Origin of the sequence: Pseudomonas sp. IT-93MI4 (genome assembly GCF_949767635.1) — a bacterium.
Taxonomy (GTDB): domain Bacteria; phylum Pseudomonadota; class Gammaproteobacteria; order Pseudomonadales; family Pseudomonadaceae; genus Aquipseudomonas; species Aquipseudomonas putida_A.
The window spans coordinates 139619-152215 of the sequence record NZ_CATKPP010000002.1; the positions used below are offsets into that span (position 1 = coordinate 139619).

The 12597-nt window shown below is 60.3% G+C and carries 11 protein-coding genes; 1 reads left to right on the forward strand and 10 read right to left on the reverse strand.

Features of this window, described 5'->3' with window-relative positions; translation table 11 throughout:
- Positions 1 to 40 precede the first annotated feature (40 nt).
- The 3 genes from ACM6I7_RS01640 to zwf are packed head-to-tail and all read right to left on the reverse strand — an operon-like array spanning position 41 to position 2890.
- Positions 41 to 706, reverse strand: coding sequence for a bifunctional 4-hydroxy-2-oxoglutarate aldolase/2-dehydro-3-deoxy-phosphogluconate aldolase (locus ACM6I7_RS01640; RefSeq protein ID WP_003227433.1), 666 nt, complete (start codon positions 704 to 706; stop codon positions 41 to 43).
- 17 nt (positions 707 to 723) lie between these two features.
- The gene (gene pgl, locus ACM6I7_RS01645; RefSeq protein WP_095137060.1) at positions 724 to 1437 is read right to left on the reverse strand and encodes a 6-phosphogluconolactonase; all 714 of its coding nucleotides are present in this window, start codon (positions 1435 to 1437) and stop codon (positions 724 to 726) included.
- Positions 1424 to 2890 carry a glucose-6-phosphate dehydrogenase gene (gene zwf, locus ACM6I7_RS01650; RefSeq protein WP_097085913.1) on the reverse strand — a complete coding sequence of 489 codons (1467 nt, stop codon included), beginning with the start codon at positions 2888 to 2890 and terminating at the stop codon, positions 1424 to 1426. Before zwf ends, pgl begins: the two co-directional genes overlap by 14 nt.
- Before the next feature lie 226 nt (positions 2891 to 3116).
- Here zwf and ACM6I7_RS01655 point away from each other — a divergent pair, with 226 nt between their 5' ends.
- Positions 3117 to 3977, forward strand: coding sequence for a MurR/RpiR family transcriptional regulator (locus tag ACM6I7_RS01655; protein WP_169842436.1), 861 nt, complete (start codon positions 3117 to 3119; stop codon positions 3975 to 3977).
- A 141-nt stretch (positions 3978 to 4118) separates the two neighbouring features.
- On the opposite strand, the gene ACM6I7_RS01660 is transcribed toward ACM6I7_RS01655, so the two are convergent.
- The 7 genes from ACM6I7_RS01660 to ACM6I7_RS01690 all read right to left on the reverse strand — a co-directional run bounded on the left by ACM6I7_RS01660 (position 4119) and on the right by ACM6I7_RS01690 (position 12393).
- Entirely contained in the window at positions 4119 to 4973 is an 855-nt protein-coding gene (locus ACM6I7_RS01660; protein ID WP_007969321.1) for a D-hexose-6-phosphate mutarotase, read from the reverse strand.
- A gap of 112 nt (positions 4974 to 5085) precedes the next feature.
- On the reverse strand, positions 5086 to 6435 hold the full coding sequence (locus ACM6I7_RS01665; protein ID WP_027612565.1) for a carbohydrate porin: 1350 nt from the start codon (positions 6433 to 6435) through the stop codon (positions 5086 to 5088).
- A gap of 192 nt (positions 6436 to 6627) precedes the next feature.
- Positions 6628 to 7788 carry an ABC transporter ATP-binding protein gene (locus ACM6I7_RS01670; protein ID WP_103369644.1) on the reverse strand — a complete coding sequence of 387 codons (1161 nt, stop codon included), beginning with the start codon at positions 7786 to 7788 and terminating at the stop codon, positions 6628 to 6630.
- Between the two features lie 2 nt (positions 7789 to 7790).
- Positions 7791 to 8636 carry a carbohydrate ABC transporter permease gene (locus tag ACM6I7_RS01675; protein WP_007969317.1) on the reverse strand — a complete coding sequence of 282 codons (846 nt, stop codon included), beginning with the start codon at positions 8634 to 8636 and terminating at the stop codon, positions 7791 to 7793.
- Positions 8629 to 9537 carry a carbohydrate ABC transporter permease gene (locus ACM6I7_RS01680; RefSeq protein ID WP_007917874.1) on the reverse strand — a complete coding sequence of 303 codons (909 nt, stop codon included), beginning with the start codon at positions 9535 to 9537 and terminating at the stop codon, positions 8629 to 8631. Before ACM6I7_RS01680 ends, ACM6I7_RS01675 begins: the two co-directional genes overlap by 8 nt.
- 176 nt (positions 9538 to 9713) lie before the next feature.
- On the reverse strand, positions 9714 to 11015 hold the full coding sequence (locus ACM6I7_RS01685) for an ABC transporter substrate-binding protein (RefSeq protein WP_027612563.1): 1302 nt from the start codon (positions 11013 to 11015) through the stop codon (positions 9714 to 9716).
- A 118-nt stretch (positions 11016 to 11133) separates the two neighbouring features.
- Complete coding sequence (locus ACM6I7_RS01690) at positions 11134 to 12393, reverse strand: AGE family epimerase/isomerase (protein WP_414887841.1); 1260 nt, start codon at positions 12391 to 12393, stop codon at positions 11134 to 11136.
- Positions 12394 to 12597: the final 204 nt, after the last annotated feature.

The window sequence follows — 12597 nt, forward strand, 5'->3', positions numbered from 1 at the left end:
TAAAGCCGTAGAACACACAACGAAGTGTCAGGTAAAACGTTTAGTCCAGCAGCGCCAGGGCCTCGGCGGTGCATTCCTGAATGCGCGCCCAGTCGCCGTTCTTGATCCACTCGGGATCAAGCATCCAGCTGCCGCCCACGCACATGACGTTTTTCAGCGCCATGTAGCTCTTGATGTTGGCCGGGCCAACGCCACCGGTCGGGCAGAATTTCACTTCGCCGAACGGGCCGCCGAGTGCCTTGATCGCGGCCACGCCACCACTGACTTCCGCCGGGAACAGCTTGAAGCGGCGATAGCCCAGGCCATAGCCTTCCATGATGCCGGAAGCGTTGCTGATGCCGGGCAACAGCGGAATCGGGCTGTCGACGCTGGCTTCGAGCAGGTCACGGGTGATGCCCGGGGTGACGATGAATTGCGAACCCGCCGCTTCCGCTGCTGCAAGCATGTTGCGATCAAGCACGGTGCCGGCACCGGTGACCAGCTCCGGACGCTGCTCACGCAGGATCTGGATCGCCTTGAGACCGAACTGCGAACGCAGGGTCACTTCCAGCGCGGTCAGGCCACCGGCGGCCAGAGCGTCAGCCAGTGGCAGCACGTCCTGTTCACGGGCGATGGTGATCACTGGCAGGATCCGCGCCTTGGCGCAGAGGCTGTCGATCAGGGCAACTTTGTCCGCCATGGAAACGGTCGGGGATGGATTTTTCATAGCGGCTGATCCTTGGCTCATGGGCACCAGTAAATCTCTAACGTAGGTTGCAGAAACGCGCGCACCGGCATGGCCGCGACGTCGTCGGATGCCAGTGCGGCATTCAGAGTGGTCAGTTTCGACTGACCGGAAATCGACAGAATCTTGTGCTTCGCCGAAGCCAGCAGCGCACGGCTCATGGTCAGGCGTTGACGCGGCACACTCGGCGCCAGCATTGGCCAGCAGCGACGGCTGCCGTCAGCCTGCAAGGCTTCAGTCAGGTTCGGGCTGTCGGGGAACAGCGACGCGGTGTGACCGTCATCGCCCATGCCCAGCACCAGCACGTCGATCGGCGGCAATTCCGCGAGCAGACGGTCGGCCTGTTCCGCAGCCTGCTCGACGTTGGCCGCCGCGCTGTAGAGGCTGAGGAACTGCGCCTTGGCGGCCGGCCCTTTGAGCAGATACTGCTTGAGCAGGCCGGCGTTGCTGTCGGCGTGTTCAACCGGTACCCAGCGTTCGTCGGCGAGGGTCACGACGACCTTCGACCAGTCCAGCTCCTGCTTGGCCAGGTGCTGAAAAAACGCCACCGGGCTGCGACCGCCTGAGACCACCAGCACCGCGTTGCCGCGTGCAGCGATGGCATCGCTCAACTGCTTGGCGACGTTCAGCGCCAGACCTTCGGCCAACAGCACCGGGCTCTTGAATTCGTGGGCATTCACGCCCGCGGGCAGTTTCACATCAGATATCGCCATACCACGACCTCCCGTCCCGCGTGATCAGTGCAATCGAGCTCATCGGCCCCCACGACCCGGCCGCATACGGCTTGGGCGCGTCACCGGATTTTTTCCAGCCGGCGATCAACTGGTCACACCACTTCCACGCCGCTTCGATTTCATCTTTACGGACAAACAGGTTCTGATTGCCGTTCATCACTTCCAGCAACAACCGCTCGTAGGCATCGGGGATCCGTGCGCTGCGCCAGGTGTCGGAGAAATTCAGTTGCAGCGGGCCGCTGCGCAGTTGCATGCCTTTGTCCAGGCCCTGCTCCTTGGTCATCACACGCAAGGAAATGCCTTCGTCCGGTTGCAGACGGATGATCAGCTTGTTGCTGATCTGCAGGCGCTGTTCCGGCGCGAAAATGTAGTGCGACGGTTCCTTGAAGTGGATAACGATCTGCGACAGCTTTTGCGGCATGCGCTTGCCGGTACGCAGGTAGAACGGCACGCCGGCCCAGCGCCAGTTGCGGATGTCGGCACGCAGGGCGACGAAGGTTTCGGTGTCGCTCTGGGTGTTGGAATTCGGCTCTTCGAGGTAGCCCGGCACGGACTTGCCTTCGCTGTGCCCGGCGATGTACTGACCGCGCACCACTTGGGTGGTCAGGCCTTCCGGGCTGATCGGCGCCAGGGCCTTGAGCACTTTCACCTTTTCGTCACGGATGCTGTCGGCGGACAGGTCGGCTGGCGGGTCCATCGCAATCAGGCACAGCAGCTGCAACAGGTGATTCTGGATCATGTCGCGCAGCTGGCCGGCCTTGTCGAAGTAGCCCCACCGGCCTTCGATGCCGACCTTCTCGGCCACGGTGATTTCCACGTGGGAGATGTAATTCTGGTTCCACTGGGTTTCGAACAGGCTGTTGGCGAAACGCAGCGCGATCAGGTTCTGGACGGTCTCTTTGCCCAGGTAGTGGTCGATGCGATAGGTGCGGTTCTCCGGGAAGAACTGCGCCACGGCGTCGTTGACTTTGCGCGAGGATTCCAGATCGGAGCCGATCGGCTTTTCCAGGACCACGCGGGTGTTTTCTGCCAGACCGACTTTTGCCAGGTTCTCGCAGATCGCGCCGTACACCGCTGCTGGTGTGGCGAAGTAGGCAATCATGCGTTGCGCGCTGCCGGCCGCTTCGGCCAGCGCCACATAGTCTTCAGCCTTGAGGAAGTCGACGTGCAGGTAGCTCAGGCGCGCCAGAAAGCGCTCGGCCACGGCCTCGTCCAGCTCTTTGCCGACGTAACGGCGCAATTCGGCGGCGATGAACGCCATGTGCTGCTGCTCGGAACCGGGTTCACGGGCCAGCGCGATGATGCGCGTGTCCTCGTGCAACAGGTCGGCGCCATCGAGGTGATAAAGGGCAGGAAACAGCTTGCGCAGGGCCAGATCGCCCAGAGCGCCGAACAAGGCAAAGGTGCACGGTTCAACCGTAATCGAAGGCATGATGTTTGTTCTTTTATCAAGTTAAGCTACAAATACCTTTTTTCAAGGCATCACTCAAGGGAAAATGTAGTAATAACCACAACATTTTCGCAAAATACAGATTCCGAGTGGTGGTCGGTCGGAGCCACCAGTAGGATAGGCCACCGTTACGGGCCATATCAAAGGCCCAATTTGCATAGCCCGGCGCACCTTTGCGCAGGTGAATTAGGAATTCCATATGGACCGCGTGCGAAATTTACTGGAACAGATCCAGAGTCGCCTTGAAGAGCTGAACAAGGCCGAACGCAAAGTCGCCGAGGTGATCCTGCTCAACCCGCAGCAGGCCACCCGCTTCAGCATCGCCGCCCTCGCCCAGGCCGCATCGGTGAGCGAGCCGACGGTCAACCGTTTCTGCCGTTCGTTCGGTGTCAGCGGCTACCCTGAACTCAAGCTGCAACTGGCGCAAAGCCTGGCCAGTGGCGCAGCGTATGTCAGCCGTGCAGTGGAGGCCGATGACAATCCCGAGGCGTACACGCAGAAGATTTTCGGCAGCGCCATCGCTTCGCTGGACAGTGCTTGTCAGGCGCTCGATCCGAACCTGATCAGCCGCGCCGTCGACCTGTTGATTCAGGCGCGGCAGATTCACTTCTTCGGCCTCGGTGCGTCAGCGCCTGTGGCTTTGGATGCGCAGCACAAATTCTTCCGTTTCAACCTCGCCGTCACCGCCCATGCCGATGTGCTGATGCAGCGAATGATTGCTTCGGTGGCGCATACCGGTGAGCTGTTCGTGATCATTTCCTACACCGGCCGCACCCGCGAACTGGTGGAAGTGGCGCGCATCGCCCGGGAGAACGGCGCTTCGGTGCTGGGCCTGACCGCCGAGAATTCACCGCTGGCCAAAGCCAGTACCCTGAGCCTGAACATTCCGCTGCCGGAAGACACCGACATCTATATGCCGATGACCTCGCGGATCATTCAGTTGACGGTGCTGGATGTGCTGGCGACCGGCATGACGCTGCGTCGCGGGGTGGACTTCCAGCCGCATCTGCGCAAGATCAAAGAGAGCTTGAATGCCAGCCGGTATCCGGTGGGTGATGAGTTCAACTGAGGCCAGATGGTTCTTTATTGAATGATCCGGCCTCTTCGCGAGCAAGCCCGCTCCCACAGGTGATCGGGTTCCTTCAATTGGAATGCCATCTACTGTGGGAGCGGGCTTGCTCGCGAAGGCGACAGTCGACTCACCGCAAATCTAGGCAGCAGCCCACGCCTGCAAACTCAAATGCGCCTTCTCCCCCGGCGCCAGATGCAGGCTGTCGGTACCGCCCGCCGCCGCTTCGACACAAACGAACTCCGTCACTTCATCCCAGCTCACGCCCAACAGGGGGCGCGAGCCAGGATGCCAGACCACGGTATCGCCGCTATCACCGGTATCGATGCACAACTCGCGCTGCCAGGCGTGATCCTTGAGCTGTAATTCGCCGTCGTGCTGGAACACCCGCTGACAGCCGCCATCGACGCGCAACTCGCCTTCCTGCTGACAGGACTGGCGGCTCAGTTGGTCATAACCCTGCGCACCTTCGAGCCCAGACAGCGCTATCTCACCGACATCACCAATACGCCAGTAAGCGTGCAAAGCCTGGCTCAATTGGCACGGCATGTCGTCCTGATGCTCGGTGCTCAGGCGTAATTCCATGCGTTCACCGAGGTGCGCATGCAGGTCAACCTGCCAGTCGCACAACTGCAATTGCCAGTGCAGTCGCACGCCATCCTCGGCGCTGCTGCTGTCGAGCAATTTCCAGTCGAGCAGTCGTGCCCAGCCATGGGATGGCCAGGCATTTTCGCTCGGATGGCGGCCATACCACGGCCAGCACACCGGCACGCCGCCGCGAATGGCGCCAACGTGGGGCCACTTTGCCGCACACCACAGCCACGGTTTCTGCCCGCGTGGCTGAAAGTGCAGCAACTGCGCACCCTGCCGACTGAACACCGCCTGACACAGCGGATGATCGATCACCAGCACATCGCGCATCTGATAGCGCTCCCAGGCAAACACCGGTCGCTCGCGCAGGGATTTGAAGAAGCGTTGCAGCGGATGCTCATGCATTGGCCACGGTTCCGAATTCGACTGTCATGGGTTGCGCCACCCTCAAAAAAAAGCGGACAGCCTTGGCTGTCCGCAAATATGCGCACATAGAGAGGAGCTTATCGCAACAACGTCAGAACGTAGACTGAATTTTCAGGCCAGCGACCAATGCGTTGTCCACTTCATCCACACCACCCGGGTGAGTGATGTACTGCAGGTTAGGACGCACCGTCAGCCAATTAGTGACGTGGAAGCCGTAGTTGATCTCGTAGTTGTATTCGGTTTCACGAATCGGCGAGAACACCGGATTGTCGTAGTCCGAAACACCGTTGGACGCATTCAGGAACTCGGCGTTTTTCTTCACGTCATCGTTGACATGAATACGCGCCGCACCGATACCGACGTCATCCTTTGGACGGGCGTCGAACGGGCCTTTGTAGACAAACATCACCGACTGGTAGTTGTCGATGAAGTTGGTGTCCTTGTCGTGGAACGTGGCGTTGGCCGCAATGTTCAGACCGCGCGAAGCATCACCGTTGTGGCTGGTGAGTTGCTGCTGCGCGACGAACCAGTAGCCGTGTTTGCTGCTGTGGGTCTTGTACGCGTCGCCAGTGGTTGCAGCGTCGAAGCCGTTGACGTCTTCACGGACGTCATTGGCGTCAGCCGTGCTCTTGTAGTAACCGACGCGGTATTCGCCCGGCAGGCTGTTGACCTTCGGCGACCAGACCAGTTCGACTGGCAGAACGGTGCCTTTGGTGCCACTGCCGCTGAGCTTGAAGCCGTTGCCGTGTTCCAGTTGCGACGGGTTCTGGTTGTACGCACCGATCTGCGCGTAGAGCTCGTCGTTGATGTTGTACTTCACACGGATCGCGGCCTGGCTGACCGGCCAGTTGTACCAGATGTTGGTCGCCCAGTTACCCACTTGCGAGCCGCAGAACGCCAGGTTCTGGAAGTCGCACGGGAAGGTGTTGAAGTCTTCGCCTTCACCGAAGTAACCGGCCTTGACGTCCAGCTTGTTGTCGAAGAACTGGTGCTGAATCCACAACTGGGTCAGACGCACCATGTGGCCACGACCGTAGACTTCCTGCGAAGACGACAGAGTGCCGGCACGCGGATCGCCAACGCGGTCGTTGGAGATGTTTTGCCCGTTACGGTTAGTCAGCTGGATCTTGGCCTGAGTGTTGTCCCAGCCCCAGAGTTTTTGCAGGTCCAGCGCCACGCCCAGACCGAACTGATCGCTGTAGCGACCGGTCTTGTCGTCGTTGTAGCCGCCATGCAGGTTGGCGCCCATTTCCCCAACGTAGTCAGCCTTGATGTCGATACCTTGCTCGATCAGCTTGGTCCGCTCGCCACCCCAGTCACCGGTCATCCATTTCGAGTCGGAGCTGAAGGCATCCGCCGCCATGGCGTTACCGGCCAGCACCAATGCCGCCGCAGCTGACACTTGGCAGATCAACCGGGCATTGACGTGTTTCTTTTTCATCCCTACATCCTCGTCTTTATTGTTATTAACTGTTTTTTTCCAACGCGGTTTACATAAATTGCGATGCTCGACAGGCCGGGCAGCGCTTGCTCCTTGTAGGAGTGAGCCTGCTCGCGATAGCGGTTTTACATTCAACATCACTGTCGACTGATACACCGTCATCGCGAGCAGGCTCGCTCCCACATTTGTTCCTCAGCGCCCCTTGAACTGGGCGACATTTGCCGACCGCGCTTCGGTCTGCGCCTGGCCCGCAACGCCCAGACGCTCGCCAGTCCTGGCATCGAACAACAACACTTTCGACGGATCGAATTGCAGGGTCAGGGTCTCGCCCACCTGCGGTGCCACGTCCGGCGCCAGGCGGCAGCAGACCTTGGTCTCATTCAGATTGACGAACACCAGGGTGTCCGGACCGGTCGGCTCGGTGACCTGCACTTCGGCCTTGATGCTCGGCAGACCATTGCCCTCGCCGTTCGCCAGAACAATCTGTTCCGGGCGCAGGCCGAGGATCACTTCGCGATCTTCCAGCCCTGCATCCTGCATGCTCATCGGCAACTCGCAACGGGCCTGGCCGCTGTCGAGCAGCGCCAGCAGACGACCGTCCTTGCGTTGCAGGCGCAGCGGAATGAAGTTCATCGGCGGCGAACCGATGAAGCTCGCGACGAACAGGTTGGCCGGGTCGTTGTAGATCTCTTTCGGCGTGCCGAACTGCTGAATGATCCCGTCCTTCATCACCGCCACTTTGTCACCCAGGGTCATCGCTTCGATCTGGTCGTGGGTCACGTAGACCGTGGTGGTTTTCAGGCGCTGGTGCATCAGTTTCATTTCGGTGCGCATCTCGACGCGCAGCTTGGCGTCGAGGTTGGACAGCGGTTCGTCGAACAGATAGATCTTCGGCCGACGCGCCAACGCACGGCCCATCGCCACGCGCTGTTGCTGACCACCGGAGAGCTGGCCCGGCTTGCGGTTGAGCAAGTGTTCGATCTGCAGCAGCTTGGCCACGCGCGCGACTTCTTCGTCGATCGCCGACTGGCTCATCTTGCGGATCTTCAGACCGAACTCGATGTTCTCGCGCACGCTCATGGTCGGGTACAGCGCGTAGGACTGGAACACCATGGCGATGTCACGATCCTTCGGGCTCATGCCGCTGACATCCTGATCGCCGATCATGATCGCGCCACCGGTGATGGTCTCGAGGCCGGCGATGCAATTCATCAGGGTCGATTTGCCGCAGCCCGACGGGCCGACCAGGATCAGGAACTCACCGTCCTTGATCGACAGTTCGATGTTCTTCAGGGTGTCCGGCAGGCCGGCACCGTAGGTCTTGTTGACGTTGCGAAGTTCGAGCGTTGCCATGATTACCCCTTGACTGCGCCGGCCGTCAGCCCGCGCACGAAATACTTGCCTGCGACCACATAGACCAGCAGGGTCGGCAGGCCGGCGATCATCGCCGCTGCCATATCCACGTTGTATTCCTTGGCCCCGGTGCTGGTGTTGACCAGGTTGTTCAGCGCCACCGTGATCGGTTGCGAATCACCGCTGGAGAACACCACACCGAACAGGAAGTCGTTCCAGATCTGGGTGAACTGCCAGATCAGGCAAACCATGATGATCGGGGTCGACATCGGCAGAATGATCTGCCGGAAGATCGTGAAGAAACCCGCGCCATCCAGCCGTGCAGCCTTGATCAGCGCATCGGGAATGCTCACGTAGTAGTTACGGAAAAACAGCGTGGTAAACGCCAGACCGTAGACCACGTGGACGAAGACGAGGCCGGTGGTGGTGCTCGCCAGGCCCATCTTGCCGAGGGTGAACGAGGCCGGCAGCAGTACGGTCTGGAACGGCAGGAAGCAGCCGAACAGCAGCAGACCGAAGAACAGCTGCGAACCGCGGAAGCGCCAGAACGACAGCACGTAGCCGTTCAGCGCGCCGATGGCGGTGGAGATGACCACGGCCGGCACGGTGATCTTGATCGAGTTCCAGAAGTACCCGTCAACCGTGGCCCAGGCCTTGACCCAGCCGATGCCGCTGACCACGGTCGGCCAGCTCAGCAGGTTGCCGGTGCTGATGTCTTCCGGGGTCTTGAAGCTGGTCAGCAGCATCACCACCAGCGGAATCAGGTACAGCAGGACCGCGAGGATCAGCACCGCGTAGATCGCCACGCGACTCAGGCTGAAAGCGGGTTTGGCAGCGAGACTAGTCATTACGCTTGGTCCTCAGCTCGGAGTACAGGTAAGGCACGATGATCGCGAGAATCGCACCGAGCATCAGAATCGCACTGGCCGAGCCCATGCCCATCTGGCCGCGACTGAAGGTGAAGGAGTACATGAACATCGCCGGCAGGTCGGAGGAATAACCCGGGCCACCCGCCGTCATCGCCGCGACCAGGTCGAAGCTCTTGATCGCGATGTGGGCGAGGATCATCACCGCACTGAAGAACACCGGACGCAGGCTTGGCAGTACGACTTTCCAGTAGATGGTCGGCATGCTCGCGCCATCGATCTGCGCGGCACGGATGATCGACTGATCAACCCCGCGCAGGCCGGCGAGGAACATCGCCATGATGAAGCCCGAGGCTTGCCACACAGCGGCGATCACCAGGCAGTAGACCACGCGATCCGGGTCGATCAGCCAGTCCAGACGGAAGCCTTCCCAGCCCCAGTCACGCAACAATTTGTCCAGGCCCATGCCCGGGTTGAGCAGCCATTTCCACGCGGTACCGGTGACGATCATCGAGAGCGCCATCGGGTACAGGTAAATGGTGCGGATAAAGCCTTCGCGACGGATGCGCTGGTCGAGGAACACCGCCAGCAGCACACCGATCACCAGGGTGATGCCGATGAACATGCCACCGAACACCGCAAGGTTCTTGCTCGCCACCCACCAGCGATCGTTGTCGAACAGCCGTGCGTATTGCGCCAGGCCGGCCCACTTGTAGTTGGGCAGGAACGTCGAGGTGGTGAACGACAGCACGAACGTCCACAGGATGTAGCCATAGAAGCCCACCAGCACGATGAACATGCTCGGCGCCAGCACCAGTTTCGGTAGCCAGCGCTGCAGTGCATCGAACGGCGAGGCCTTGCTGAACACAGCAACAGAACTCATGGGGAAATCCAGTACAGGGAATTAGGATTGCATTTGGGTTCCCTGTGGGAGCCAGCCTGTGGTGAGGGGATTTATCCCCGATGGACCGCGAAGCGGTCCCAAAAACAGGGCTGCTACGCAACCCATCGGGGATAAATCCCCTCACCACACAGGCTCACTCCTACAGGGGCCAAGGATTACTTGGCCGACTGAACCGCCGCGCCCAGTTTCTTGGCCGCATCGGCCGGGTCGGCTTTCGGGTCGTTGATGTAGTTGGTCACGACATCAAAGAACGCGCCCTGCACCGCCAGCGTGGTCGCCATGTTGTGCGCCATGCTCGGCTGCAGACCACCGGACTTGGCGTCTGCCAGGAAGTCCTTGGCAGCGGTCTGCGCGCAAGAGTCGAAACCGAGTTTGTCCATGTTGTTCAACATGTCGTTACGTACCGGGATCGAGCCTTTGTTGATGCTGAAGACTTTCTGGAAGTTTTCACCCAGCACGACTTTGGCGATGTCCTGCTGACCGGCCGCAGTGCCTTTGTCTTTCTGCTTGAACACCGCCAGGGAGTCGATGTTGTAGGTGAACGCCTTGTCGGTGCCAGGGAACGCTACGCACTCGTAGTCCTTGCCGGCGACTTTCTTGGCGGCGGTCCATTCGGACTTGGCCCAGTCACCCATGATCTGCATGCCGGCCTTGCCGTTGATGACCTTGGCCGCTTCCAGGTTCCAGTCCTGACCCTTGCCGTCCTGGTCCATGTAGGTCGCGACTTTCTTCAGCTCGGTCAGCGCCTTGACCATTTCCGGACCGGTCAGCGCTTTGTTGTCCAGGTCGACCAGGGCTTTCTTGTAGCCATCAACGCCCATGACCGAGAGCACCACGGCTTCGAACACGGTGCTGTCCTGCCAAGGCTGACCGCCGTGAGCCAGCGGGATGAAGCCCGCAGCCTTGAGCTTGTCGCCGGCGGCGTAGAATTCTTCGAGGGTGGTCGGGTTCTTGGTGATGCCGGCCTTTTTGAAGACTTCCGGGTTGATCCACAGCCAGTTCACCCGGTGAATGTTCACCGGTACGGCCACGTAATCACCGTCGTACTTCACGGTATCGGAGACTTTCTTGTCGAGCAGGCTGTCCCACTTCTCTTCTTTGGCCACGTCCTTCAGGACGTCGGTGTCGAGCAGACCGGTGGAAGCCCACTCCTGGATGTCCGGGCCCTTGATCTGGGCGACACCTGGTGGGTTGCCGGCAACGGCGCGGCTTTTCAGCACGGTCATCGCCGTGGCACCGCCACCGCCGGCGACAGCGCCGTCTTTCCAGGTGAAACCGTCTTTTTCGACTTGCGCCTTGAGCACATCAACGGCGGCTTTTTCGCCACCGGACGTCCACCAGTGCACGACTTCGACCGAACCTTTGGATTCGGCAGCGGAAACACTGAGAGGCAGAATTGCGAGCGGGAACAGGGAGGCGACAGAAATGACAGTAGCGAGGCGAGAAATCGCATTCATCTGAGATGTACCTTTCTTGTTGTTATGCATGCAAGTCTGGTGCTTGCGCTGCACAGGAGTTTAAACAGGGCGATTCCCTTCGCAGGTAACGAAGGGACGCGCAAATGTCACCACATGGTTACACAGGAACAGGCCGGGATATTTGCGCCAGAGCTGTCGCCATACTCGGTGACAAGGGTAGACGAGGGATCAGTACTGCCTGCCAGGCATGATACAGATCGGGTTTGCCCGGCCAGATATCGGCGCTCGGACGGTTTTGCGGATCGAGTTCGTGATGCCAGCTGCCGTCGCAGCGATCGATGAAATGGCCTTCACAGAATTCCCAGAACAGCCGGTACCAGGTTTCGTATTGCGCATCACCGGTGCGTTTGAGCAAGGCGCTGGCAGCCGCGCTGGCTTCAGCATGGGTCCAGTGCAAGCGATGACGCACCACGGCTTTGTTGCCCCAGTCGAGGGTGTAAACGATCCCCGGCGCGCCATCGACGTCCCAGCCGTTTCGGCAATTCTGTTCGAAGAGTTTCTGTGCATCGGTCGCCAGCCAACCCGGCGTGAGCATCCCGGCCTGAACCCGCGCGGCTTCAAGGTGCAGCAACAGCCGCGCCCACTCGAAACCGTGGCCCGGCGTGGTGCCGTAAGGGCGGAAGCCGTCGGCCGGATTGTCGCGGTTGTATTCGCGCAGCGGTTGCCAGTCGCGGTCGAAGTGTTCGATGACCATGTAGCCATTGGCGGCGGCGTGACCGTGGATCACCCGCTCGACGATGCGCTGCGCACGTACCAGCCAGCGCGGATCTTCAGTGACATCGGCCAGCGCGAGGAATGCTTCGGTGGCGTGCATGTTGCTGTTGGCGCCGCGATAGGCCTCTTCTTCGCGCCAGTCGCGATTGAAGAATTCGCGCATGGCGCCCTCTTCTTCGCTCCAGAAATACGTGTCGATGATGTCGATCGCATCATCCAGCAGCGCCTGGGCGCCGGGACGCTGCGCGACCACTGCCGAGCTGGCCGCGAGCGCGACAAAGGCATGCAGATAGGCGTTCTTGCCGGTGTTGCCATCGCGGTGTTCGGCGACCGCAAACCAGCCGCCATGCAGCGCATCCCGCAACGGCCCCCGCAGCGCCGCAATGCCGTGATCGACCAGCTCCGCGAACCCCGGCAGACCCTGAATGTGAGCCATGGCGAAACTGTGGGTCATGCGTGCAGTGTTCATGGTTTCGGCTTGTGCGTGCACCGGCAGATGGCCGCGTTCGTCGAGATTGCCGAAACCCTCGGGCAGTCTGGAAGCCTTGGCGAATGCAAGCAGGCGCAGACCTTCGTCTGCGAGCCATTGCTGGTGGGCAGGGGCATTCAGCCAACTGCTGAAGTCTGGGTGAAAGGTGTCCATGAGTGGCCCTTTTTTGTTGTTATGACTGCGGGCAGTCTAAACAACGGGCCGGGGTGGGCTTGTAACGAAGGGGGCGGGTTTTGTCACCAGCTCGTGACATTTATGTTGGATGGACCGACGCCTTCGCGAGCAGGCTCGCTCCCACATTCGACTGCGTTCCTTCAGTTGAAACGCAATCAACTTGTGGGAGCGAGCCTGCTCGCG

Bases quoted from the DNA above. Each gene is read 5' to 3' on its own strand.
- ACM6I7_RS01690 (WP_414887841.1), bottom strand. From the start codon at position 12,393: ATGGACACCTTTCACCCAGACTTCAGCAGTTGGCTGAATGCCCCTGCC.
- ACM6I7_RS01640 (WP_003227433.1), bottom strand. From the start codon at position 706: ATGAAAAATCCATCCCCGACCGTTTCCATGGCGGACAAAGTTGCCCTG.
- ACM6I7_RS01685 (WP_027612563.1), bottom strand. From the start codon at position 11,015: ATGAATGCGATTTCTCGCCTCGCTACTGTCATTTCTGTCGCCTCCCTG.
- ACM6I7_RS01675 (WP_007969317.1), bottom strand. From the start codon at position 8,636: ATGACTAGTCTCGCTGCCAAACCCGCTTTCAGCCTGAGTCGCGTGGCG.
- zwf (WP_097085913.1), bottom strand. From the start codon at position 2,890: ATGCCTTCGATTACGGTTGAACCGTGCACCTTTGCCTTGTTCGGCGCT.
- ACM6I7_RS01665 (WP_027612565.1), bottom strand. From the start codon at position 6,435: ATGAAAAAGAAACACGTCAATGCCCGGTTGATCTGCCAAGTGTCAGCT.
- ACM6I7_RS01680 (WP_007917874.1), bottom strand. From the start codon at position 9,537: ATGAGTTCTGTTGCTGTGTTCAGCAAGGCCTCGCCGTTCGATGCACTG.
- ACM6I7_RS01660 (WP_007969321.1), bottom strand. From the start codon at position 4,973: ATGCATGAGCATCCGCTGCAACGCTTCTTCAAATCCCTGCGCGAGCGA.
- ACM6I7_RS01670 (WP_103369644.1), bottom strand. From the start codon at position 7,788: ATGGCAACGCTCGAACTTCGCAACGTCAACAAGACCTACGGTGCCGGC.
- pgl (WP_095137060.1), bottom strand. From the start codon at position 1,437: ATGGCGATATCTGATGTGAAACTGCCCGCGGGCGTGAATGCCCACGAA.